The organism is Micromonospora sp. WMMD998 (genome assembly GCF_029581235.1).
Classification (GTDB): Bacteria; Actinomycetota; Actinomycetes; order Mycobacteriales; family Micromonosporaceae; genus Micromonospora.
Window position 1 is genome coordinate 5,134,597 of sequence record NZ_CP120740.1, and the last position, 25,216, is coordinate 5,159,812.

Annotated in this window: 18 protein-coding genes; 7 read left to right on the plus strand and 11 right to left on the minus strand. The window is 72.0% G+C overall.

The features are described from left to right. The first annotated feature begins 24 nt into the window (after nt 1–24). The 4 genes from O7619_RS23120 (at nt 25) to O7619_RS23135 (ending at nt 7,039) form a co-directional block, all read left to right on the plus strand. Nucleotides 25–1,968 (plus strand): amylo-alpha-1,6-glucosidase, encoded by a 1,944-nt coding sequence (locus O7619_RS23120; protein WP_282283394.1) that lies wholly within the window; start codon nt 25–27, stop codon nt 1,966–1,968. 115 nt (nt 1,969–2,083) lie between these two features. Then, on the plus strand, nt 2,084–3,409 hold the full coding sequence (locus tag O7619_RS23125; RefSeq protein WP_282283396.1) for a glycosyltransferase family 4 protein: 1,326 nt from the start codon (nt 2,084–2,086) through the stop codon (nt 3,407–3,409). A gap of 76 nt (nt 3,410–3,485) precedes the next feature. After that, a complete protein-coding gene (locus O7619_RS23130) occupies nt 3,486–6,092 on the plus strand; it encodes a serine/threonine-protein kinase (protein ID WP_282283397.1) in 2,607 nt (868 codons plus the stop codon). A 137-nt stretch (nt 6,093–6,229) separates the two neighbouring features. Continuing rightward, a complete protein-coding gene (locus O7619_RS23135) occupies nt 6,230–7,039 on the plus strand; it encodes a metal-dependent hydrolase (protein ID WP_282283399.1) in 810 nt (269 codons plus the stop codon). Nucleotides 7,040–7,555: 516 nt separating this feature from the next. Here the strand turns inward: O7619_RS23135 and O7619_RS23140 are convergent. The 6 genes from O7619_RS23140 to O7619_RS23165 form a co-directional block, all read right to left on the minus strand. Further along, a complete protein-coding gene (locus tag O7619_RS23140; RefSeq protein ID WP_282288912.1) occupies nt 7,556–8,278 on the minus strand; it encodes a VOC family protein in 723 nt (240 codons plus the stop codon). A 100-nt stretch (nt 8,279–8,378) separates the two neighbouring features. Continuing rightward, nucleotides 8,379–8,711, minus strand: coding sequence for a TfoX/Sxy family protein (locus O7619_RS23145; protein ID WP_282283400.1), 333 nt, complete (start codon nt 8,709–8,711; stop codon nt 8,379–8,381). Between the two features lie 104 nt (nt 8,712–8,815). After that, complete coding sequence (locus O7619_RS23150) at nt 8,816–12,196, minus strand: tetratricopeptide repeat protein (RefSeq protein WP_282283401.1); 3,381 nt, start codon at nt 12,194–12,196, stop codon at nt 8,816–8,818. 38 nt (nt 12,197–12,234) lie between these two features. After that, nucleotides 12,235–12,687, minus strand: coding sequence for a hypothetical protein (locus O7619_RS23155; protein WP_282283402.1), 453 nt, complete (start codon nt 12,685–12,687; stop codon nt 12,235–12,237). Between the two features lie 157 nt (nt 12,688–12,844). Then, on the minus strand, nt 12,845–13,048 hold the full coding sequence (locus O7619_RS23160) for a DUF397 domain-containing protein (protein ID WP_282283403.1): 204 nt from the start codon (nt 13,046–13,048) through the stop codon (nt 12,845–12,847). Then, on the minus strand, nt 13,045–13,884 hold the full coding sequence (locus tag O7619_RS23165) for a helix-turn-helix transcriptional regulator (protein WP_282283404.1): 840 nt from the start codon (nt 13,882–13,884) through the stop codon (nt 13,045–13,047). Before O7619_RS23165 ends, O7619_RS23160 begins: the two co-directional genes overlap by 4 nt. A gap of 168 nt (nt 13,885–14,052) precedes the next feature. On the opposite strand from O7619_RS23165, the gene O7619_RS23170 reads away from it, so the two are divergent. From O7619_RS23170 to O7619_RS23180, 3 genes are all read left to right on the plus strand, one after another. Further along, nucleotides 14,053–14,397 carry a hypothetical protein gene (locus O7619_RS23170; protein ID WP_282283405.1) on the plus strand — a complete coding sequence of 115 codons (345 nt, stop codon included), beginning with the start codon at nt 14,053–14,055 and terminating at the stop codon, nt 14,395–14,397. Nucleotides 14,398–14,515: 118 nt separating this feature from the next. Then, nucleotides 14,516–14,833 (plus strand): CU044_2847 family protein, encoded by a 318-nt coding sequence (locus tag O7619_RS23175; protein ID WP_282283406.1) that lies wholly within the window; start codon nt 14,516–14,518, stop codon nt 14,831–14,833. A gap of 16 nt (nt 14,834–14,849) precedes the next feature. Beyond that, on the plus strand, nt 14,850–19,235 hold the full coding sequence (locus tag O7619_RS23180) for a tetratricopeptide repeat protein (RefSeq protein ID WP_282283407.1): 4,386 nt from the start codon (nt 14,850–14,852) through the stop codon (nt 19,233–19,235). Nucleotides 19,236–19,276: 41 nt separating this feature from the next. On the opposite strand, the gene O7619_RS23185 is transcribed toward O7619_RS23180, so the two are convergent. The 5 genes from O7619_RS23185 to ngcE all read right to left on the minus strand — a co-directional run bounded on the left by O7619_RS23185 (nt 19,277) and on the right by ngcE (nt 25,206). Next, nucleotides 19,277–19,870 (minus strand): NTP transferase domain-containing protein, encoded by a 594-nt coding sequence (locus O7619_RS23185; protein ID WP_282283408.1) that lies wholly within the window; start codon nt 19,868–19,870, stop codon nt 19,277–19,279. 143 nt (nt 19,871–20,013) lie between these two features. Next, nucleotides 20,014–21,720, minus strand: coding sequence for a bifunctional 3'-5' exonuclease/DNA polymerase (locus O7619_RS23190; RefSeq protein WP_282288913.1), 1,707 nt, complete (start codon nt 21,718–21,720; stop codon nt 20,014–20,016). 142 nt (nt 21,721–21,862) lie between these two features. Further along, nucleotides 21,863–22,819, minus strand: a complete 957-nt coding sequence (locus O7619_RS23195; RefSeq protein ID WP_282283409.1) for a carbohydrate ABC transporter permease — start codon at nt 22,817–22,819, stop codon at nt 21,863–21,865. A gap of 13 nt (nt 22,820–22,832) precedes the next feature. Beyond that, complete coding sequence (locus O7619_RS23200; protein WP_282283410.1) at nt 22,833–23,774, minus strand: sugar ABC transporter permease; 942 nt, start codon at nt 23,772–23,774, stop codon at nt 22,833–22,835. A 22-nt stretch (nt 23,775–23,796) separates the two neighbouring features. Then, on the minus strand, nt 23,797–25,206 hold the full coding sequence (gene ngcE / locus O7619_RS23205; RefSeq protein WP_282283411.1) for an N-acetylglucosamine/diacetylchitobiose ABC transporter substrate-binding protein: 1,410 nt from the start codon (nt 25,204–25,206) through the stop codon (nt 23,797–23,799). Nucleotides 25,207–25,216: the final 10 nt, after the last annotated feature.

Here is a 25,216-nt window from a genome sequence, read left to right on the forward strand (position 1 = left end):
CACCTCGCTGCCGGTGGAGGAAAGTTGATCGACATCCGTTTCGGTCCGCGGTTCTGCGCGGATCTGTCCACCGCCGCCGAGCGGGAATGGCTGGTCACGGACGGGCGCGGCGGTTACGCCATGGGCACCGTGGCCGGGCTGCGCACCCGCCGCTACCACGGGTTGCTCGTGGTGTCGGGCGACACGCCGGCGTCCCGCAAGGTGGGACTCGTGAGTCTCGACCCGGCGGTGACCCTGCCGTCGGGGACGCGGGTCCGGCTCGGCGCGCACGAGTGGTCCTCCGGTGTGGTGGACCCGCGCGGCTTCGAGCTGTTGGAGCGCTTCGACCTGACCGACGGGGTGCCGCGCTGGCGGTGGCGGATCGGCGACGTGGTGATCGAGCGGGAGATCGCCATGGCGTACGACCGGTCCTGTGTCGCCGTGGTCCACCGCCTGGTCTCCGGCGGCCCGGTCCGGCTGGACCTGGCCGCGGCCTGCACCTGGCGGGACGCGCACGGCGAGCGGCGGGCCGACGGTCCCGCGCCCCGGCTGGAGCCGGTGGCCGGTGGCGCGATCGTCGACGGCGCGTTCCGGCTCGCCGGGCCGGACTGGACCCCGGAGGGCCAGTGGTGGCTCGGGGTCCGCCACCGCGCGGAGGCGGACCGCGGCCTGAACCCGGACGAGGACCTCTGGTACGCGGGCCGCTTCTCCGGCGCGCTCGACGAGCCGGGCGCGACGGTGACGGTGCTGGCCTGGGCGGACGACCTGGGCGCGGAGCCGCCACCGGCGACCGCCGTGGTCGAGGCGGCCCGGCGGCGCAACCGGGCGGTGGTGTCCGCCGCCAAGCCCGACGACGCGGTCTCCGCGACGCTCGCGCTGGCCGCCGACGCGTTCGTGGTCCGCACCGCCACCGGGCCGGACGTGGTGGCCGGCTACCCCTGGTTCGGCGCCTGGTCGCGGGACACCATGATCTCCTACGAGGGGCTGTTCCTCTGCACGAACCGGGCCGACGAGGGCCGGGAGCTGCTGCGGGCGTACGCGGGCACGCTGTCCGAGGGCATGCTGGCGAACACCGCCGACACCGGCCGGGTCGAGCACAACACGGTCGACGCCACGCTGTGGTTCCTGCACGCGGTGTCCCGGCACGTCACCGTCACCGGCGACACCGACCTCGGCGACGAGCTGCTGCCGGCGCTGCACGGCGTGGTCGAGGCGCACGTGGCCGGCACCCGGTACGGCATCGGCGTCGACCCGGCCGACGGGCTGCTCACCCAGGGCGGCCCGCCGGATGTGGCGCTGACCTGGATGGACGCCCGGGTGTACGGCGTGCCGGTGACCCCGCGCACCGGCAAGCCGGTCGAGGTGAACGCGCTGTGGATCAACGGGTTGGCCGGGCTCGCCGAGCTGACCGAGCTGGCCGGCCGGGACGCCACCGGCCTGTGGGACCTGCACGGCCGGGCCACGACCGCGTTCCGCGACCGGTTCCCGGCGCCGGCCGGCTGGCTGCACGACGTGGTCGACGCCCCGGCGCCCGCGTACCCGCTCGGCGGCGCCCCGCACCACGACGACGATCTGCTGCGCCCCAACCAACTGCTCGCCTGGTCGCTGCCGCACGCCCCGCTGGAGCCGGACGAGGTCACGCTGCGCCGGCTCACCGAGGCGTTGGTCACCCCGCTGGGCCCGCGCAGTCTCGCCCCCGGGTCGCCCGGCTTCACCGGCCGGCACCGGGGCGGCCCGGCCGAGCGGGACTCCGCCTACCACCAGGGCACGGTGTGGCCGTGGCTGACCGGGCCGCTCGTCGACGCCTACCGCCGGGCCGGGATGCCCACCGACGACCTGCTGGTGGGGTTGGCCGGTCACCTGGTCGAGGACGGCCTCGGCTCGGTGAGCGAGACCGCCGACGGGCTCGCCCCGCACGCCGCCACCGGCTGCCCGTTCCAGGCCTGGTCGGTGGCCGAGCTGCTGCGCGCGCGGCGAGGCCGCCGGTAACGCGTTACAGACCGGCAACCGGCGTGTCGCCGCCGGTTATCGACACCTGGGCAGGATGGGTGCCGACCCCCCGTGGTGACCTCGGGCGGGACGACCACAACTCAAAGGGGGCCGCGTGTCAGCTGACGCCGAAGTGATCGACATCCAGCCCGCCCGGCGCCTGCGGGTGCTGCTGCTCTCCTGGGAGTACCCACCCGTGCTCGTCGGTGGCCTCGGCCGCCACGTGCACGCGCTCTCCGTCGCCCTGGCCGCCGCCGGGCACGAGGTCACCGTCGTCACCCGGCACGCCGAGGGCACACCCATGGAGGAGTACGCCGACGGCGTGCGGATCGTCCGCGCCGCCGAGGACCCGGTGCGTTTCCCCCTCGCCACCGACTCCCTGCTGGCCTGGACCATGGCGTTCAACCACACCCTCACCCGCACCGCCCTGCGCGCCGCCGGCTCCGGCGCGTACGACGTGATCCACGCCCACGACTGGCTCGTCGCACACACCGCGGTGACCCTGGCCGAGCACCTGGACGTGCCGCTGGTGACCACCATCCACGCCACCGAGGCGGGCCGGCACCAGGGCTGGCTGCCCGGGGAGATGAACCGCACCATCCACGGCGTCGAGCACTGGCTGAGCAACGCCTCGGCCCGGGTGATCGCCTGCTCCGGATACATGCGCGACCAGGTGGTCCGGCTGTTCGACGTGCCGGCCGGGCGCATCGACGTGGTGGCCAACGGCGTCGACGACCGGGCCTGGCGGGCCCGCCCGCACGCGGTCGCCTCCGCCCGCGCCCGCTTCGCCGGGGACGGGCCGCTGATCGGGTACGCCGGCCGGCTGGTCTACGAAAAGGGCGTGCAGCACCTGGTGCACGCGGTGCCGCACCTGGCCGACCGGCACCCCGGCCTGCGAGTGGTGATCGCCGGGGACGGCCCGTACAAGAACGAGCTGGTGGACCAGGCACACCGGTTGCGCCTGCACGACACCGTCCGGTTCGCCGGTTTCATGGATGCCACCCAGCTCCCCGCGGTGCTCGCCGCCACCGACGCCACCGTGATCCCCAGCCTCTACGAGCCGTTCGGCATGATCGCCCTGGAGGCGGCTGCCGCCGGGGCGCCGCTCGCGGTGGCCCGCACCGGCGGGTTGGCCGAGATCGTCGAGCCCGGGGTGACCGGGGTGACGTTCCCGCACGGCGACCCGGCCGCGCTCGCCGGCGCCGTCGACCGGCTGCTCGGCGACGAGGTCTTCGCCCGCCGGGTGGCGCGCAAGGCGCGCGCCATGGTGACCCGGCGGTACGCCTGGTCCGCCATCGCGGCCCGGACCGTCGCCAGCTACGCCGCCGCCCGCCGGGAGCACCACTCGTTCCAGGCCCGGCGGGCCGCCGCCATGCTGGTCGGGGGTCGGCCGGCGATCACCATTCCGGAAGGAAACCTGCTGGCCGGGGCGGCGAGCTGAGGTCTGCTGCCCCGAGAGGATAGGTACCGTCCGATCCGTTGGCTATTGTGGACCACGACCAGCGGTGAGGAGTGCGGTGCGTAAGGTTGTGATCGCCGGACGGTACCGCCTGATCGAGCTGGTCGGCCGCGGTGGGATGGGCCAGGTCTGGCTCGCCCGGGACGAGGAGCTCGAACGCGAGGTCGCGGTCAAGCAGGTGCTGCCGCCCAACTGGCTGGCCGAGAACGAGCGGGACGAGCTGCGTGCCCGCACGTTGCGCGAGGCGCGGACGGCCGCGCGGCTCAACCACCCGAACGTGGTGCGGGTCTACGACGTGGTCCGGGTCCAGGGCGACCCGTGGCTGATCATGGAGTACGTCCCGTCCCGCTCGCTCCAGGAGATCATCGAGGCGGACGGTCCGCTGCCGCCCCGGCGGGCCGCCGAGATCGGGCGGGCGGTGCACGCCGCGCTGCGCGCCGCCCACCGGGCCGGTGTGCTGCACCGGGACGTGAAACCCGCGAACGTGCTGCTGGCCCGGGACGGGCGGGTGCTCCTCACCGACTTCGGGCTGGCCGTGTTCGAGGGCGGTGACGGCGCGATGACCCGTCCCGGCCTGGTCCTCGGCTCCCCGCAGTACGTCGCGCCGGAACGCGCCGCCGAGGGGGTGTCAAGCGTCGAGGCGGACCTGTGGTCGCTCGGCGCCACGCTGCACGCCGCCGTGGAGGGCCGCTCGCCGTACGCCCGCAGCACCGCGATGGCCACGCTCGCCGCGCTGGCCAGCCAGCCGCCGGACCCGGCGCCGCACGCCGGCCCGCTGATGCCGGTGCTGGTCGGGTTGCTGCGCCGCGACCCGCGCAACCGGCTCGGCCACGACGACATCGCCCGGCTCCTCGCCTCCGCCGCCACACCGGCCACGGACGCGCCGGACCGCCCGGCGTCCGGCACGGCCGGACATGGCCGCTCCGGCCGGAACGCGCCACCCGGGCACGCGGTCGGGTCCACCGGCGGGCCGGTGAGCGGCACCGACCCACCGGTCCCCCGGCCCACGCCCACCGTCCCGCCGTTGAGCGGCTCCCACATCGCCGTCCCGCCGGTCCCCCGGTCCGCCGCACCCACCGTTGCGCCGCCGAGCGGCGCCAGCATCGCCGTCCCACCGGTACACCGCCCCGGACCCGACGTCCCGCCCGCGACCGGGCCCGGACCCGACACCTCGCCCAGGACCGCGACCGGACGCGCCGCGGTGTCGGGCGGCGTCTCCGGCGGGAGCGCCGGGCACCCGACCCCGGACGCGCCGGCCCGACCCGGCCCGGCCGAACGGCACGGCTGGGACGGCCGGAACGGCCCGGGCGGTGGGGACGGCGACGACGACACGGGCGACGGGGACGGCCCGGGTGCGTCGGACCGGCCGACCGTCGGCTACCCGGACATGATGCCGCCGGCCGCCGCCGCGAGGGCGTGGAGTCGGGCGGCGCGGCGCAGCGAGTGGGCGCGGCCGACCGAGGACGACCGGACGCCGCCGGCCGACCCGGCGGACGAGCGCCACCCCGACGAACCGGACCAGCCGGAGCACGATTCGGTCCGGGGCACCCCCGACCGCCCGGTCGGCGTGTTCGGCCCCACGGTTCTGACCAGCTTCGTCGACCCGGGCAGCCCCACCGGTCCCGAGGGTCCGGCGCCCCGGGCCGACGCCGTCAGCCCGGTGCACCTCCCCGGGCCCGGCGGCGCCCCCGCCGCGACCCCACCGCCCATCACCTCAAGCGGTCCGGTCGACTCCGGTTCGCTGCGCGGCGCGACGGGCAGCGGCGCGCTCCACGACGACCCCGTGCGGGGCGGCGCGCCGCACGGCGTACCCCATCGAAGCGGGACCGCCCACGGCGGCGCGGAGCACGGCCTGCGCGCTCCGCACGGCGACGGCCACCGGAAGACCGACCACGGGGAGACCGACCACGGGGAGACCGACCACGGGGAGACCGGTCGCGACGGCGACCCACCGGGTGACGAGTGGAGGCGGGCGGCGCTACGGCGCTGGGGCCCGGCCGCGACGGTCGCGGTGCTGGCGCTGGCCGCCGGCGTCGGGACCGCCCTCGCCGTCGACAGCGACCCTCCCGCGAGCGGCGACGGAGACGGCACGGCCATCGGCCGGCCCTGGGAGCGTCCGCCCGGCCCGCCTCCCGGCGTGCCACCGCCGCCGTTCCCGTGCATCCGGCCGGACGTGGCCGGCACGCCGGTGCGGAAGGGTCCGCCACCTGCCGATCCGGCGACCGTGCCGGCCGACTGGATCTGGCCCGCCGACACCGGCGGGTTCCACATCGCCCTGCCCGCCGGCTGGCTCCAGCTCCGCTCCGGCGACACCACCTGCTTCCAGGACCCGACCACCCGGCGCATCCTGGGCGTCGAGCCCTACCCGGGCGGGGATCCGGTCGGCCGGCTGAAGTCCGCCGAGCGGGACCTCCGCGACGCCGGCCGGCTGCCCGGGTACGACAAGGTGCGGCTCGCCGCCGCCGGCGAGGGCGCCGAGTGGGAATGCCGCTGGACGGCCCCGACCGGCGAACGGCTGCGCGCCCTGCGGGTGCTGCCCGGCGAGGAGTCCGGGTGGACGCTGGGCTGGACCACCTCGGACGCCGACTGGGCCGCCGCCAGCGGGCAGTTCGCTCTGATCCGGGACAGCATCCGTCCGATTCGGCCCACCCGCACCGCGGGCTGACACCGCCGGCGTCCCATCGCCGACAGACGGCACGCCGCGCCCGCCTGGGCCGACATACTTCCTGATGCCCACCGTCGCACCGACTGACTACAGTGGCGTAGTTTGTCGATCAAGATCTTTGGGGAGGGCGAGCCGAGATGATGGGACCGTCCCATGCGCTGTCCGGCGCGGCCGTGTGGCTGACCGGCTCATGGGCGCTGGACCAGTTCGCCGACTACCACCAGACGCCGCTGGCGCTCGCCGTCGGCACCGCGGTCTGCGCGGGCGGGGCGCTCTTTCCCGACCTCGACCTCTCCGGCAAGGTCACCCGCAACCAGGGTGGCGCCACCGTGGCCCGCACCTTCGGCGTGGTCAGCCTCTTCGTCGCCGAGGTGGTGGAGAAGATCTCGCTCGGCGTCTACTACGCCACCAAGCTGAGCAAGGACCCGCGCCGCAACAACGGGCACCGCACGCTCACCCACACGGTCCCGTTCACCGTGCTCGTCGGGTGGGGCACCACGGCGCTCTGCGCCCACTACGGCAAGTGGGCCGTGGTCAGCATCCTGTTCTTCATGATCGGCCTGGCGCTGCGGGGGCTCTTCGACGAGTGGGCCGAACGGGCCGGCTGGGTGGTCATCACGCTGGTGTCCGCCGCCGCGGCCTGGTTCACGTTCGCCAACCTGCCCGGCGACCGCGGCTATCCGATGATCGGCCTCGCCGTCGGCGTGGGCTGCTTCGTACACATCCTCGGTGACATGATCACCCGAGCCGGCGTGCCGATCCTCTGGCCGATTCCGATCAAACGGCGGATGTGGACGATGATCGGGCTGCCCAACCGCATCGCGCTGCGCACCGGCAGCAAGGCGGAGACGGTCGTGCTGCGCACCGCGATGACCGTGGTGGCCGTGCTCGCCGCGCTGGGCCTGGTCGCGCCCTCGGTGCTGCAACGCTTCGACATCCAGGTGTGAGGGCGCCCGGGGCGCGGTCGGCGTGCTGCCCAGGCTGGCCCGGAAGGTGTTCAGCAGGCGCCGACAAACTTGATGACGTGAACGACTCACGCCGCGTGCCGGCCCTGAACCGTCCACACCGCGCTGGCGACTCGACCGGCCACCACCTCCGCCACCGGAGTCACCGCGTCCGGAGACTTGATCGACTCCACCTCGCCGAAGTGGCGGTATCCTGCGGCTTGATCGACTCCACTACGCCGAAGTGGTGGTATCCCGGCGGCCCCGACCCCGCCACTTCGGCGAGGTGGAGTCGATCAAAGATATGTTCTCGAATCCCGGGATCGTTTTTCCACTTCCTGGGACAACGTAGATCTTGGTACGCGAACGCCCCTCTGAGGGCCGTTCCGTACCAAGATTCAGGCGGCTCCGGCTCGCGGACGGGGAACCACCCGCCGACCGACTTCGCCGACAGGCACTTCGATCGGTGTCCTCGGATCGGGTCCGGATCGGGGCGGCGTCCGCCGGCGCAAGGGGCCGCTACCGGGGCGTCAGCACGCAGAACTCGGTGCCGTCGGGGTCGGCCAGCACCACGTCGTCGGCGGTGTGCCGGCCCGCGCCGACCCGGGTCGCGCCGAGCGAGAGCAGCCGGTCGACCTCCGCCTCCCGGTCCGCGCCAACAGGCGGCGCGAGGTCCAGGTGTACGCGGTCCCGGCCGTGCCTCGGCATCAACGGCGGACCGCTCCAGGTGACCTTCGCCCCACCGCGCGGGGACTGGATCGCGGTCTCCTCATCCTGGTCCCAGACCAGCGGCCAGCCCAGCGCCTCGCTCCAGAAGTAGCCGACCGCCTGCGAGCCGTCGCAGTTGACCGCGCCGACGAGCCCGCAGCCGGCGAGGAACCTGTTGCCCGCCTCGACGACGCAGAACTCGTTGCCCTCCGGGTCGGCGAGCACCACGTGCCCCTCGTCGCCCTTCTGGCCGACGTCGGCGTGCCGCCCGCCCCGCTCAATCGCCCGGGCCACCGTTTCCCGCTGCCCCTGCGGCGTCGCGCTGGTCAGGTCGAAGTGGATCCGGTTCTGCCCGACCTTCGGCGACTCGGTCGGCAGGAACCGGATGCGGAAGCCCGGGTCACCGTCGGGCCGGAGCGCGACCCCCTCGTGCAAGTCGTCAACCACCTCGCGGCCGAGCACCGCCGCCCAGAAGCGTGCGAGCCGCAGTGGCTCCGCCGCGTCGACACTTATCGCATAGAGGTTGATCGTCATCGCGGTGCTCATCTCCAACCCGCCGGCCCGGCCCGGCCCGGTCTGACTGGTGGCCGAGCCTAGGGCGGAGGAGACCTGCCCGCAGCCGATTATCGGTGCGTCACTTCGCCGGTAGACCGGCCGCGTAGCGGACGCCACGGTCGACCCACCGGGCCAGGTCCGCGTCCCGCTCGCAGGCCGCGGGCTCCACCGTGACCCAGCCGCGCATCGCCCGCCCGCGCATCGTCGTCGTCTCGGCGCCGGGCTCGGCCAGCGCCCGCTCGGACTCCGCCGGGTCGACGCGGACCATCAAGCCCCCCGCGCCGCGGACAACCACGGCCATGTTGCCGCGCAGCATCATCGCCAGGCCGCCGAACATGCGCCGCTCGGCGATGCCGGGCTCGCGCCCGACAAGCTCCCGTACCCGGTTCGCCAGGTCCTCGTCATACGCCACGACGGCATCCTGGCACCCCGGTACGACAACCTCCGTGACAATCCGGTCAGGCGCCGACGCGCGTTACTCGAGGACGGACCGCGGTGGAACAGGACCCGACGGCGTCAGTGCTCGGGCTCCCCGCCGAGCCGCTCGATGATGTCGGCGCGGATCTGCCGGGCGTCGGACAGATAGTCGGCGAACACCTGCGGCAACTGCCGCGCCAAGGGCTCATAGAGGACTGCCGCCTCCGTGACCGCGGCCAAGGCCCCGGTCATGTCGGCATCCACGCTGACGCACACCCGTGCGTACGCCGACAGCGATCTCGCGAGGAAGGGCAGGTAGGCGACGGGGTTGACCTCCGCCAACCGGCGGCGGATGGTCACGGCCTCCTCCGCCGCAGCCAGCGCCTCCTCCCGACGCCCCACCCTGGACAGCCGCTCGCTGACGTTGGTCAACGACATCGCGAGGTGGGGCAGGTAGGCGGCCGGGTTGTCTCCGGCCAACCGGCGGTGGATGGCAGTGGCCTCCTCCGCCGCGGCCAGGGCCTGCTCCTGCTGCTCCGACTCGGACAGGAGGACGCCGAGATTGTTCAACGAGAGTGCAAGCTCGGGTAGGTGGGCGGCGGGGTTGGCATCAGCCAGCCGCCGGTACACACCGACGGCCTCCTCCGCCAGTGACAGTGCCTCGTCCCGGCACCCCGCCGTGAACAGGAGAGCGCCGCGGTTGGACAACGAGATCGCGAGGTGGGACAGGTAGACGGCGGGATTGACCTCCGCCAGGTGGCGGCGGATGGTCATGGCCTCCTCCGCCGGGACCAGCGCCTCCTCCCGACCCACCTCTGCCAGCCGGCTACCGAGGTTGTCCAACGACCCGGCGAGCTGGGGCAGGTAGGCGGCCGGGTTGGCCTCGGCCAACCGGCGCCAGATGCCGGTAGCCTCCTCCGCCGGGACCAGCGCCTCCTCCCGACGCCCCACCTGGGACAGCCGCTCGCTGAAATTCAGCAACGACGTCGCGAGGTCGGGCAGGTGGGCGGCCGGGTTCGCTTCGGCCAACCGGCGCCAGATGCCGGCGGCCTCCTCCGCCAGCGCCAGCGCCTCCTCCCGACGCCCCACCTCCGCCAGGAAGACGCCGAGATTGTTCAACGATGTCGCGAGGTCGGGCAGGTGGGCGGCAGGATTGGCCTCCGCCAACCGGCGACGGATGGCGACGGCCTCCTCCGCCGGGGCCAGCGCCTCCTCCCGACGCCCCAGCGCCAACAGGCGAGCCCCCAAGCCGGTCAACGACATCGCGAGGTCGGGCAGGTGAGCGGCGGGATTGGCCTCCGCCAACCGGCGACGAATGGTCACGGCCTCCTCCGCCGGGGCCAGCGCCTCCTCCCGACGCCCCACCCCCGACAGCTCGTTGCCGAGGTTGTGCAGCGAGGTCGCGAAATCGGGCAGGTGGGCGGCCGGGTCGGCCTCCGCCAGCCGTCGGTAGACGCCGGCGGCTTCCTCCGTCGGGGCCAGCGCCTCCTCCCGACGCCCCACCTCCGCCAACCGGCTACCGAGGTTGGCCAACGACCCCGCGAGGTCGGGCAGGTACGCCTCCGGGTCGGCCTTTGCCAGCCGGCGGCGAATGGCGACGGCCTCCTCAGCCGGGGCCAGCGCCTCCTCCCGACGCCCCACCCCCGACAGGTGGTTGCCGAGGTTGTTCAACGCCCCCGAGAGGTGCGGCAGGTAGACGGCCGGGTTGACCATCGCCAACCGGCGCCAGATGCCGGCGGCTTCCTCCGTCGGGGCCAGCGCCTCCTTTCGACGCCCCGCCCCCGACAGGTGGTTGCCGAGGTTGTTCAACGACATCGCGAGGCCGGGCAGGGAGCCCGGGTTGGCCTCCGCCAACCGCCGGTAGATGCCGACGGCCTCCTGCGCCGAGGCCAGCGCGGCGATGTGTTGCCCGGCGTTGGCCAGCCGCCAGGCGTGGATGACGTGCAGCCGGGCACGCTCCGCGTCGTCGGTGGCGTGGGCCAGGCGGTGCCGGGTGAGATGGCCGGTGATCGCGGCGGCGGCGATGTCGAGATCGATGTGCCTGCCCTGGGGCAGCAGGGGTTCGAGGATCTCCAGGACGGCGGGGTCGACGTCGGGAACGGCCGCCAGGCGGGTGAGGGTGGCCCCGCCCGCGGCGACAACCAGCTCGGGACGGCGACGGATCAACGGGTACAGCACGTCGGTGGCGATGTGTGGCCAGCGGCATGCGGTCTCGACGAGAGTGGTGACCGCGGCCGTGGTCCATGCCGGCGGCTGTGGCCCGTCGGCGGTGAGCAGGTCGGCGACCGCGATGGGCGCCCAGTCCTTCTCCAGGGTCACGCGCCCGCCGTGACCCGGGGTGGACAGGGCGATGAGGTCCTCACCGAGCCGGTCGGGGTGCAGCGGCTCGAACACGAGTCGGGTGTCGGTCGGCGGATAGCAGGTCGTGTGATCGTCGATGATCCGGTCCGCGGCGGTGCTGTCGGCGGCGAACGCGGCCTGGGTGAGCGCCCGCCGGGCGGCGGATCGGGGCTGGGCCCCGATCAGGGTCGCGGTGTAGACGGCCCGGTGCATCACCGCGGGCGGGGTCGTCAAGGGACCCTCCGGTCCGGTGCATAGCTCGTGCCAGTACGCCTCCTCCCGCACCAGCAGATAAGCCGAGACGGCGTCCCCTCGTACGGGTGGGACATCGCCGTGCCGAATCGCGTCGACGGTGGCCAGAGCAGCCATGTGCACGGCCAGGACCTGCGCGAAGGCGGGTCCGGTCAGATCCGGTACCGGCCAGCCGACCCGCTCGATGTTCATGGCCGCGGCGAAGCGATCCGCCGCGGTGGTGAACAGCGTCGGCCGATCGTCGTCGCTGTCGGCGGCCAGCGGCGGCAACACCACCTGGCCGGTGTCGATGCCGAGGTCGCTCTCGGCCCGGTTGGCCACCGCCGGCCACCAGTAGCCGTCCGAGCGGGCCAGCATCAGCACCCGCACCCGCGCGCCGGTCCGCGTGTACAGGTCCCGTAGCTGAATGAGCAGGGCCAACAACGCTGAGGCCGGCCACCGGTCGGCGTAGTCCACGACCGCCAGCACCGCGCCGCCGGGTAACTCGACCCGGGACACCGGCGCGGTTCCGGGCACGGGGGTCGGTGTGTGCACCACCTTCCACACCGCCCACCCCGCCTCTGCGCACCGTGCGGCGACCTCAGCGGCGAGACGGGTCTTGCCCTGCCCACCCGCACCGTGGACCAGCAACGCCGCGACCGGCTCGCCACCGCGCACCCACTCGGCCAGCGCGTCCAGGGTCCGCTCGCGACCGGTGAACGGCACCACCTGATGGCGGGCCAGCAACAGGCAGCTCGGATGTGATCGGGCCTTCGGCACACCCACCGGCACCGGGCAACTGTCGGCCGTGCTCACCCGGTAGGGCGGTCGATCCGGGCTGATGACGGTGACGTCTCCGTCGATGTGGGAGATCTGGATGACGTCCCCGAAGACCACACTGCCGGTCACCACCTGACCCGCCGCCGGTTGCGGACACCACCGCCGGTTCACCTGTCGATGTCCACGTCACCGCCGACACCGTCGACCTGCCGTACCGGCCCCGCCGCCCACGACCGCGTCACCGACTGCCCGTCCCCGGCCGGTACGCCGCCGGCCCCCACCCCGGCGGCAGACGGCGGCGGCGCGGTCGGTGCCGACGGTGACCCGGTCGCCGGTGCGGACCGGCCGATGCGCACGTCACCGCGCACCCCACGGACCTGGGTCACCCCACCACCGACGACACTCCCGTCCACCGACTGCCCGTTCGCCGCCCGCCGGGCACCGAACAGCCCGTACGCGGAGAGACCCACACCGGCAAGCGTGAGGAACAGCCCGAGCACGCCGGACCACTTGTTCGCCCGGTCGAGGTCCTGGACGGCCAGGAACGCCCCCAGGCCGGCGCCCACCACCCCGACGAGGACCACCGTCGCCCACCTGCGCGTCTGATCACCTGCTGTCATGGGGCCATTGTGGGCTGTCACGGCCAGCGGCGAGATCCACCGCACCGCCCCCACACGGCGGCCAGCGTCAATGCGTGTCGGATGCCTGACATCCACCCGGACCGTTCATGTCCACCGAGAAACTTCCGGCAGTTCTCAGTGCGGGAGTAAGGCCGGCCTACCGGTCCGACGCGGCCTTGAGGCCGGTCAGGAAGCTGGCCCAGGATCCGCTGTCGAAGGCGAGCGTCGGGCCGGTGCGGTCCTTGGTGTCGCGGACGTCCACCGCGCCACCGGCGAACCGCACCTCGACGCAGTTGGCGTTGTCCGAACTGCGGGAGGACTTGAACCAACCCTGCCCGGGGAGGCGGTGCGACGAGGTCACGTCATCTCCTTGGCGATCCGGCGGATCAGGTCGAGCGAGTCCTCCGAGCGTAACGCGCGTTCCCGCGCCTCGGCGAACGTCACCTGGTAGTCGGTGACCCGGATGGACTGGTCGATGATGTCGATCGACGTCAGCACCTCCTGCCAGACCAGGTCGGGCAGTCGTGGCGACGGGAACGACAGGATCTGGAACGACCCGCCAAGCGCCGGGTGCGCTCCGGCGGTGAACGGCAGCACGCGGATCTCGACCTGCTCCGGCCGCTCGGTCGCCAGCCGGACGAGGTGATCGAGTTGGGCCCGCATCACCGCCGGCCCGCCGACCTGCTGGCGCAGTACGCCCTCGCCGAGCAACGCGGTCAGCCGGAGCGGGTCGGCGGCGTCGAGTCGCGCCTGCCGGGCCATCCGGGCGGCGACCCGCCGCTCGACCTCGGTGAGCCGGATCGTTGTGGTGCCGCCGGCGATGACCGCCCGCGCATAGTCCTCGGTCTGCATCAGACCGGGCACCAGCTCGTTACCGTAGAAACGGATGTGCCCGGCGCCGGCCTCGTAGCCCAGGAACCGGATGAACTCGGCCGGGAAGAGCTGGACATACTCGTGCCACCACCCGCGCCTGCTGGCGCCGACGCGCAGGTGTTCCAGCTCGGCCGCCTCCTCCGGCTCCAACTCGTAGACCTCGACGATCTGCGCCAGCCGGGCGGCGGGAAGCTTGACCTTCCCGGTCTCCACCCCGGTGACGTACGCCTGGATGATGCCGATCGCGCGACCGGCCGCCGTCGCGGTGAAACCGATCTCCTCGCGGCGCTGGCGCAGCCGCATTCCGAGTTCCCACGCCTGCACGACCGGTGAACCCTCCGCCGGTGCTGGAGATCGGGATGGCACAGACATGGACTCTCCTCCGACTCGTCACGACAACCAGGAGTATCCATCTCGGCACCCTTGATATCAAGTGCGGCCTGATGCATCCTCTCAGGAGCGAGCCACTTCAGTGATGAGCTTGGAGGCACCATGCGCAATCAGGTCACGTGGATCGACCCGGAGCCGCCGGTGCGGCACGCGTTCTCGCTCTGCCGGGTGGTCGACGCCGGCACGGCCGACGAGTGGTACGACCTGCTCGGCGTCGTCCGGGTGCCGGTCGATCGGCGTGCGCCGGACAAGCTGCGCGACCAGTTGCGGCCGTGGGCCCTCGCGACGTTGAAGGCCGGCGGGTACGGCTTCGGCCGCTACCTCGCGGACTACTCCACCCTGGACGAGGACGACGAGCCCGACAAGGCCATCTCGCACGAGGACATCAACTGGTCCGGCAGCGACGTCCTGGTCCCGGCCGCCCCGTCGCCACTGTCGTTGTTCTGACCCCGGCCGGTGCGGAAGTTGCGCCCCGGGCAAGGCCGAAGAAGACTGCTCGTGCCGCGCTGCCACAGTGGGCAGTCGATGGTTACGTGCCGGTCCGGCGGAGCGGAAGGGGCTGCGGGTGCATGCAGGGCAGGGGCGGGTGGCGCGGGTCGAGGCCGGCGGGACCGAGTTCTTCGTCAAGCTCACCGACGGCGGTGGCCCGCAGACCGTCACTCTGGACCGGGCGTTGTCGTTCGACGGCGTCCGGGAGACCGTGGAAGCCGTCGCCGGCGAGTTGGCGCAGGTGTGGGAGCAGGTCAAACCGTCCGAGGCGACGGTCGCGTTCGGACTCGCGTTGACTGCCAAGTCCGGCAAGCTGACCGGCCTGCTCGTCGAGGCCGACGGTCAGGCGAGTCTGACGGTCACCCTCACCTGGAAGCGGCCCGAGTCGACCTGAGACCCGGGCAGGCGGCATGCGCACACGAGTCGACTCGCGGCACCTACGCCGCCACGTCGTACGCGTCGAGCGGGCGGACGATCGGGCGGTGCTGGGCACGGGGTTCTTTGTCGCGCCCGGTTGGGTGCTCACCGCGGCGCACGTCGTCCACGACGCCGCCGAGGGAGTGGCCCTCGGCCGGGTGATGGTGGTGCCCGCCGACGCGGGTGTCGGCGTCGAGGCGGTGCCTGCGGATGTGCTGGCCCGATCGGCGCCGCCGGTCGACACGGCGCTGTGGCCGTACCCCGACCTGGCGCTGCTGCGTCTGCGTCGCACGGCCGCGTGGGTCGACACTCATCCGTGTGTGTGGCTGGCCGGGGTCCAGCCGCAGGCCGGGCAGTGTCACGCGTACGGATTCCCGCCCCGGGAGGAGGGCGCGGTGCCGGTGGGAGCGCCGGCGTCGTTCGTGTTCGAGGGCGTCACCGGTGACGAGTTCTTCCAGTTGAAGGCGGGGCAGGCCGCGCCGGGGCTGTCGGGGGCGCCGCTGGTGTGTCCGACGCGCAGGGCGGTGGTGGGAGTGGTCACCGCCACCCGTGACCGCGACAGCGACCTCGGCGGCTGGGCCGCGCCGGTCGCCGCCCTGTTGTCGGGCGGGCCGGGTGTGCCCGAGGACCTGACCGCGTACGGCGAGCAGGTCGCGGCGGCGGGCGCGGCGGCGGTGCTGGCCGACCGGGCCGGCTGGCACGCCGTGTTGCCCGTTGACGGCGCCGACGATCTGGTCGAGCAACCCTGGACCGACGCGCGCGTGCAGCCCGGAACGGGCCAGCCCTCGACGATGCTGCGCCCCGAGTTCGCCGTGGTGGACTACCTGTTCCGCGACGGCATCCTGGCGACCGTTCGCGACTGGTGCGACCGGCCGGAACGGTTATCGATGCGTTACATCGAAGCCGGCGGCGGCGCCGGCAAGACCCGCTTCGCGGTGGAGGCGTGCCGGGCACAGCGGGCACGCGGATGGGTGGCGGGGCTGCTGCCCGCCGACGACAGTGGCGTCGACCGGCTGCCCGTACCCCGGCTGCTCGTGGTGGACTACGTCGAGGAACGCGACGCCGTGGTGCTGGCCGCCCGGCTCGCCGCGCTGACCCGTTCGGCGTCGCCGCTGGCACCGGTACGCGTGTTGCTGCTCGGCCGTCCCTCCGCCACCGCGCTGGCCGGGCAGGCGTTGGCGCCGTTGGCCGAGGTCGCTACCGGTGCCACGCTCAGCGCGTTGGACAGCGCGGTGGACACCTCCACCGCCGTGGCCGACCTGACCGGCCCGCAGCGGGACACGCTGTTCACTGCCGGGCTGACCGCGTTCGGCCGCACCTGGAACGGTCCGAGTTGGGCTGCTCCACGGGTGGAGGTGGACCTGTCCGACCCCCGCTACAGCCATCCGCTGGACGTGTTGTTGGAGGCGTTCGACGCGGCGCTGTCCGGGCCGGACTGGCGATCCGGGCAGCGGCCTCCGGTGGATCGGGCGCTCGACCACGAGGCGCGGCGCTGGTATTACCGGATGCCGGACCTCGACCAGCCGACGGTACGCCTCTGCGTGGCCCTGTCCACCCTCGCGGGAGCCCGCGACGACGCCGAGGCAACAGCGTTGCTGGACCTGGTGGCCGACGCCACCTCTGCGCCCGTACGTGCTCGGATCGACCGATGGCTGCGCGACCTGTACGACGGGCCGGACCGATGGAATCCGCTGCGCCCCGATCGTCTCGGTGAAGCCCTCGTGGCCAGGGTCCTGGGCGAGCACGACGACAAAGGTTTGACGCTGCTGAGCGGGGTGCTGGCCATGCGCTCCGACGCGCAGGTCGAACGGGTCCTCGACGTGCTGATCCGGCTGGCCGGCACCCCGTCCGTCGCCGATGTCGCCGCGGTCGCTCTCGCCGGCAGCTACACCGGCCTGGTGCGGCGGTGCGCTGGCCGGGCCAGGTCAACGGATCAAAGCTCGCCCGCCGTTCACCAGCCGTCGCAGGGGGTACGGGTCAGCCTCCTCGACGGCCTGTGCCGCGCCCACACCGCGCTGCTGACCGCTGACCGGGTCGCCGGCCTGCCGCTCGTTGTCCAGACTGAGCTGAGTGTCACCGGCGACGCGCTCGGCGCACTCGCCCGTGATCACGGCCGCTCGGCCGACGCCCGCAGCATCTTGACCACCTGTCTGGCTGTCAATCAACGCAGGCACGAACTGGAACCGGACGACACCGGCTACGCCCGCGACCTGTCGGTCTCGTACAACAGGTTGGGTGACCTGGCCCGTGACAGCGGGCAAAGCGAAACGGCCCGACAGCTCTACCACCAGGCACTGACCATCGCCGAACAATTGGCCACCGCCGAACCAGACAACACCACCTACGCCAGCGACCTATCGATCTCCTACGAACGGCTAGGTGACCTGGCCCGCGACAGCGGGCAGAGCGAGACAGCCCGACAGCTCTACCACCAGGCGTCGACCATCCGCGAGCGGTTGGCCACCGCCGAACCAGACAACACCACCTACGCCGGCGACCTGTCGATCTCCTACAACAAGCTGGGCGACCTAGCCCGCGACAGCGGGCAGAGCGAGACCGCCCGACAGCTCTACCACCAGGCACTGACCATCGCCGAACGGCTGACCGCTACCGAACCAGACAACACCACCTACGCCCGCGACCTGTCGATCTCCTACAACAAGCTGGGCGACCTAGCCCGCGACAGCGGGCAGAGCGAGACCGCCCGACAGCTCTACCACCAGGCACTGACCATCGCCGAACGGCTGACCGCTACCGAACCAGACAACACCACCTACGCCCGCGACCTGTCGATCTCCTACAACAAGCTGGGCGACCTAGCCCGCGACAGCGGGCAGAGCGAGACCGCCCGACAGCTCTACCACCAGGCACTGACCATCGCCGAACGGCTGACCGCTACCGAACCAGACAACACCACCTACGCCCGCGACCTATCGATCTCCTACAACAACCTGGGCGACCTAGCCCGCGCCAGCGGACAGAGCGAGACCGCCCAACAGCTCTACCACCAGGCACTGACCATCCGCGAGCGGTTGGCCACCGCCGAACCAGACAACACCACCTACGCCCGTAACCTGTCGATCTCCTACAACAGGTTGGGTGACCTAGCCCGCGACAGCGGGCAGAGCGAGACCGCCCAACAGCTCTACCACCAGACGCTGACCATCGCCGAACGGCTGACCGCTACCGAACCAGACAACACCACCTACGCCCGCGACCTATCAATCTCCTACAACAAGCTGGGCGACCTCGCCCACGCCAGCGGACAGAGCGAGACCGCCCAACAGCTCTACCACCAGGCACTGACCATCGCCGAACGGCTGACCGCTACCGAACCAGACAACACCACCTACGCCCGCGACCTATCAATCTCCTACAACAAGCTGGGCGACCTCGCCCACGCCAGCGGACAGAGCGAGACCGCCCAACAGCTCTACCACCAGGCACTGACCATCGCCGAACGGCTGACCACCGCCGAACCAGACAACACCACCTACGCCCGCGACCTATCAATCTCCTACAACAAGCTGGGCGACCTCGCCCACGCCAGCGGACAGAGCGAGACCGCCCAACAGCTCTACCACCAGGCACTGACCATCGCCGAACGGCTGACCACCGCCGAACCAGACAACACCACCTACGCCCGCGACCTATCGATCTCCTACGAACGGCTGGGTGACCTGGCCCGCGACAGCGGACAAGCCGAGACCGCCCAACAGCTCTACCACCAGTCGTCGGCCATCCGCGAGCGGTTGGCCACCGCCGAACCAGACAACACCACCTACGCCCGTAACCTGTCGATCTCCTACAACAAGCTGGGCGACCTCGCCCACGCCAGCGGACAGAGCGAGACCGCCCAACAGCTCTACCACCAGGCACTGACCATCGCCGAACGGCTGACCGCTACCGAACCGGACAACACCACCTATGCCCGCGACCTGTCAGTTTCCTACAACAGGTTGGGTGACCTGGCCCGCGACAGCGGACAGAGTGAGACCGCCCGACAGCTCTACCAACAGACAATGACCATCGCCGAACGGCTGACCACCGCCGAACCGGACAACACCACCTACGCCCGCGACCTGTCGATCTCCTACGAACGGCTGGGTGACCTGGCGCGCCAAGCTGAAGACACCGAGACCGCGAAGAGGCTCCTGACCATGGCAACCCTCATCCGCCGGGCGCTTCATCGCCAAGAGCCGAATCGCGTTGACCTCGCCGAGGAGTTGGGCGTCACGCTCACCCAACTGAGCAGCGTGTTCAACGACGATGATCAGGTTGCCTTGACGACGGAGATCGTGGAACTACTCGAACCCTTCGAGCGGGCCGGCACCACGACACCGAAAGGCGCCGCAGTGCTCCATTGGGCACGGCGATAGCAACACACGCCAAACCGGCCCGTTCGATTCCCCGCCCGGCCTTACGCGCCGATGCGCTGCTCGGGCACCGACAGGCCGTAGAGCGCCATCAACTCCGGACTGTCGATCCGGCTGCCGTCGGCGACCGAGTCGCAGGAGATGTCGACGATCTGGTCCTTGTGCGCCAGCAGGTAGGGCCGCGCGCCGACGTCGGCGCTCGCCAGCGTGGCGATGCCGGGCCAGTGCCGGCGGCCGAAGAGCATCGGGTAGTTGCGCAGCCCCTCGTAGGTGGCGCAGACGAGCGCGTCCGGATACGGCAGTGCGGCCACCCGGCGTACCGCCGCCGCGGTGAGCCCGGGCATGTCCACCGGCACCACGACGACCGCCTCGACGGTGTCGTCGGTGAGCGCCGCGAGCCCGGCCCGGATCGACGAGCCGACCCCGGTCCCCCAGGCCCGGTTGACCACGACGGTGGCGCCGCTCAGGTCGGTGGTCCGCCGCACCTGCTCGGCCGCCGCGCCCAGCACGACCACGACCTGCGCGCAGCCCGCGTCGGCCATCGTGTCGATCATCCGGCTCACCAGCGGCTTCTCGCCCAGGTGCAGCAGCGCCTCGGGTCCGCCGATGCGGCGGCCCCCACCAGCGGCGATGATCATTGCAGCGATCCGGTTCAGCGGTGCCCCCTCGACCAGGGGGACGGACCGGGCACAGCAGCGCCCGGTCCGTCCCGTCGTACGCACACCGGGCCCAACGAGCGCGCTCGGGGCCGGGTAGCGGGGCAAAACGGAAAATTGCGTGACTATGCCGCATCTGCGTAGCAGGCCACCGTGGACAGGTCGAGCGGGAAGCGGACCGGGGTGTCGCCGAACAACAGCGTGGTGGCCCGCTCCCCGGCTGCGGTCACCGCCTCGGCGACCGCGCCGGCCTGGTCGGCCGGGCAGTGCACCACCACCTCGTCGTGCTGGAAGAAGACCAACTCGGCCTCGGTGCCGGCCAGCGCGGTGCGGAGCGTGGCCAGCAGCGTCGAGGCCCACTCCGCGGCGGTGGCCTGGATGACGAAGTTGCGGGTGAACCGCCCCCGCGAGCGGGCCGCCCGCGCCGACGGGCTACGCGGATCCGCGTCGACGTCCGGCGGCACCTCGTCCGCGTCGGCGAACCCGACCGCGCCCGGCGGGCAGGTGCGCCCCAGCCACGACCGGACCAGCCCACCCGCCTCACCGGTGCGCGCCGCCGCCTCGACGTAGCCGAACGCGGTCGGATAGCTCTTTCGCAGCACCGCCAGTGCCGGCACCGCCGCGCCGCCGGTCTGCCCGTACATCGCGCCGAGCAACGCCACCTTGGCCCGGGTCCGGTCACCGGCGAACGCATCCCGGGCCAGCGCGGCGTACAGGTCACCGGCGCCACCGGCGGCGGCCAGCCGCTCGTCGCCGGAGACCGCGGCCAGCACCCGCGGTTCGAGCTGGCCGGCGTCGGCCACCACGAACGTCCAGCCCGGATCGGCCACCACCGCCCGCCGGATCACCTTCGGGATCTGCAACGCCCCGCCGCCCCGGGTCGCCCACCGGCCGGAGACCACACCGCCGGGCACGTACTCCGGACGGAACCGGCCGCCGGACACCCAGGCGTCGCGCCAGGCCCACCCGTGCGCCGTCCAGATCCGGTAGAGCTCCTTGTATTCCAGGACCAGCGGCACCGCCGGGTGCTCCACCCCGCGCAGCACCCACGCCCGGGTGTTCGGCAACTCCACCCCCGCCCGGGCGAACGCCCGCAACAGCTCCGCGGGCGAGTCGGCGTGCAGATGGCGTACGCCGAACGCGGCGGCGATCCGCGCCTGGAGGTCGGCCAGCCGGCGGGGCGGCCCGCCCACCGGGGACGCCTCCCCGAGCAGCTCGGCCAGGATCGCGTCATGCACGTCGACGCGCCAGGGCAGGCCGGCCGCGCCCATCTCGGTGCCGACCAGCACACCTGCCGACTCGGCGGCCACCAGCAGCCGGAACCGGCCGGGGTGGGTGGTCGCCGCGACCCGGGCGAGCTGGTCGGCGTACACCCGGGTCAATGCCGTGAGGCCGGGGCCCGGCGGGCCGGACGGCGGGTCGAAGAGCGCGCCCTGGCCGTGGCCGGGCGGCTCCGGCGGGCGGGGCGTCGGGTCCGGTGGGACCGGCGCCCCGGTCAGCCGGGCCCAGGCGGCGGGCAGCGCGCGCGGCTCGCCCCAGCGGCCGGCGTGCCCGAGCAGCAACGCCTCGGTCAACTCGACGTCGTGGCAGCGGTCGAGCCGGACCCCGGCGCGCAACAGTGCCGGGTAGACGCCCGCGCCGGTGGCCCACACCCAGCGGGGCCGCTCGGCCGCCTCGCGGGCGGCGACGGCGGCGGCCAGGTCGGCCACCTCTTCGGCCGGGCCGGTCGGGCGGCCGTCGACGTCGAGCGGTTGCAGCGTCCCGCCGCCCCGCTCCCCCGCCACCACCGCCACCACCCGCACAAACGCGATTCTGCCTCCCCCCACCGACAGGGTGAGGTGTAAGGCGGGGGCCCCGCTTAACGTTTTCTGCATAGGCGGGGGCCCCGCTTAACACCAGGTGTTAAGCGGGGCCCCCGCCTAACGCGCGGCCCGGCCCGGGCCGGCCCGACCGCCAGGCACGTGGCGCGTGCGGTTACTTGCTGACGCCGGCGGTGAGGCCGGACTGGACCTGGCGCTGGAAGACGATGTACACGATCAGCACCGGCAGCATCGCCATGGTGACGCCGGCGAACAGACCGGACCAGTCGGACTTGTAGCCCTGGTTGACCGACAGCTCGATCAGCCCCTGCGCGATGACCTGGTGCTTCGGCTCACCGGCGACCGACTGCATGAGCAGGGTCGGCAGGTACCACTGGTTCCACTGGCCGAGCACGTTGAAGATGCCGATGCTGATCAGGCCGGGCTTGGCCATCGGCAGCATCACGCTGAAGAACGTGCGCGTGTGCGAGGCCCCGTCGACCGAGGCCGCCTCCGCGATCGACTCGGGCAGCGTCCGGAAGAACGAGTGCATGAAGAAGATCGTGAACGACAGCGACCAGGCCACGTAGACCAGGATCAGCATCGCGTGCTTGTTCGGGCCGAGCAGCGGGAAGCTGACCCCGGTGTTGTAGACGCCCTTGAACAGCGGCACCGCGGCCAGGTAGATCGGCAGCGTCAGCCCGGACAGGAACATCCAGTAGATCGGCCGGTTGCCGCGGAACTCGAACCGCGCCAGCGCGTACGCGGCCATCGAGCCGAGCAGCATCGTCAGGGACACGCTGAAGACGAGCACGACCAGCGTGTTGAGGAAGAAGCTGTCGATCCCGGCCGTCCAGGCCCGGGCGAAGTTGTCCCACTGGAGCGCGGCGGGGATCAACGACAGCGGCTCGCGGATCACCTCCGAGTCGGTCTTGAGCGCCGACATCACCACCCAGAGCAGCGGGTAGACCACCATGACCGCCCAGACGGCGAGGAAGAGGTGGGAGAAGCCGTTGAAGATCCGGCCGCCGAGGCCGTTGCCGATGCCCTGGGTCCGCCGGCCCGCGGAGGGCCCGGACGGCGGCTCCGTGTCGGGTCGGGCCCGGCCGGAGGTGTCTGTCACCGTGCTCATCGTCCAAACCTCCTTAGAACTCGATCCGCTCACGGCGGGTGATTCGTAGCTGGAGGGCGGCCAGCAGGATGGTGAAGATGGCCAGTGCCACGGCGATCGCGCAGGCGTAGCCGAACTGGCCCTTCTGGAACGCGTTGAACTGGATCACCGACGCGAAGATCTCGCTGGCGTGGTTCGGCCCGCCCTGGCTCGGCGTCATGACGAAGACCAGGGCGTACATGTCCAGCGCGATGAAGCCGAGGTAGACCCAGGCGACCGAGATGCTGTCCCGCAGCAGCGGCAGGGTCACCCGGAAGAAGGTGTGGAACCGGCCCGCGCCGTCGAGGATCGCGGCCTCGTAGATGTCCTTCGGGATCGACTGCATGGCGGCGGAGAAGAGCACCATGTAGAAGCCGGCGCCGCTCCACACCGCGATGAGCAGCAGCCACCACAGCACCGCCGGCACGCCGAGGAACGGTTCCGGGTCGGCGGTGAAGGCGATCGGGTTGTCCGCGTCCACCAGGCCGATCTTGATCAGCATTCCGTTGATCAGGCCCTGCCCGTCGGTGCGGTAGATCTGCTGCCACATGACGGCGATGACCACCAGCGACAACACCTGCGGGAAGAAGAAGATGACCTTGTAGAGGCCGGAGCCGAACACCCCGCGGATGCCGGCCCTGTCCTCGCGTCCGCCCACGTTGAGCAGGAACGCGAGGAACAGGGCCAGCGCGATCGTGAACAGCGGCACGGTGACCAGGAAGAACACGTTGTGCCAGAACGCCTTCCGGATCAGCTCGTCGGAGAACAGCCGGACGTAGTTGTCCAGCCCGACGAAGTGCTGGGAATCCGAGTACCCACCCCAGTCGGTGAGCGAGTAGCCCGCCGCCTGGGCGAACGGCCACACCACGTAGAACAGGTACAGCGCGACGGGCAGGGCCAGGAAGCCCGTGACGAAACGCGCGACTCCGTGCCGCATTGAACTCACTTCCTCGACAGCGTCAGGCGGTGCGGGTCTGCTTCTTGATCGACGAGTCCTTGGCGACCTTGTCGGCAGCCGCCTGCATTTTGTCGACGAACTGCGCCGCGGTGAGCCGGCCGGCCATCAGCTCCTCGGAGAGGTTCTGGCTCTCCTTGTCCAGGTCGGCGTAGAAGTCCGGGAACTTCACCGAGATGAGATCCCCGCTGCCGCCCTTGACCAGGGCGTTCGCGCTGGCCAGCGCGCTGTCCTGGACGTTGTCGCCGGAGCCCTTGGTGGATGCCAGCGACTTGGTCAGCTCGGCGAACTTCGCCGACCCGGTCTTGGACAGGATGGCCCGCAGGAACTCCTTCGCGGCCTCCTTGTTCGGCGCCTTGCTGGGCACCACGAAGCCCTCGCCGGAGGACGCGAAGACGTCCTTGGCGGCCTTGTCGCCGGGCTTGCTCCAGTAGTCGGAGATGGTCAGCTCGAAGCCCGGCGGGATGGTCGCCGCCATCTCGTTCTTCAGCCACGTGCCGACCTGGATGAACGCCGCCTTGCCGTCCAGCCACGCCTGCTGCGACTGGGTGTGGTCGAGCTTGCCCGGCAGCAGCAGCTTGTCCTTGACCAGCTTCTCCCACGGCTCCAGCGCGGCGACGACGCCGTCGACCTTCCAGGCCCCGTCCTTGAGGTTGTCGATGTCGACGACGGCCTGCTTGCCGACCGCCTTCCAGATGCTGGCGAACAGCGCCCAGCGCGGGTAGTAGCCGTGCGCCGCGTCGTGCACGTACGGCGCCATGCCCTTGGCCTTGATCTTCGGCGCCAGGGCGAAGAACTCGTCCCAGGTGGTCGGCGGCGTCCACCCCTCCTTCTTGAACAGGGCGGCGTTGTACCAGTTGCCCCAGACCGTGTAGGCGACGTTCACCACGTAGAACTTGCCGTTCTGGGTGCCGTCGGCGACGGTGCCCGGCAGCAGCGAGTCGGCGACCGTGCCCTCGCCGTCCCAGGCCGGCGCGGTGAGCAGGTCGTCGAGCGGCTCGATGGCGCCCTCGTTGATCAGCGTGCTGCGGTCCATCATGTCGGCGCCCGAGTTCATCACCAGGTCGCTCGGCTGGGTCGCCATCTTGGGCTGCTCTTCGGTCTTGATCTTCTGGGTGGAAGACATGTTGACCGTGACGTTCGGGTGCTTGGCGTTGAAGACGACCTTGTCCTCCTTCGCCCACTGGTCGCCCAGGCCGCCGTTGAACACGACCACCTTGACGGCGCTGCCGTCCTTGACACCGAACGGGTTGTCGTCGCTCTTGGCCGCGCCGCCGCTGTCGGACTTGCTCGGCTCGCTGCCGGCGCAGGCGCTGAGCAGACCGGCCGCCGGGATGGCCATCAGGCCGGCCGCGCCGGCGCGCTGGAGCAGGGTCCGACGGCTGAGGTCGGACTTCTCGGGGGTAACCGACATCTTGTCTCTC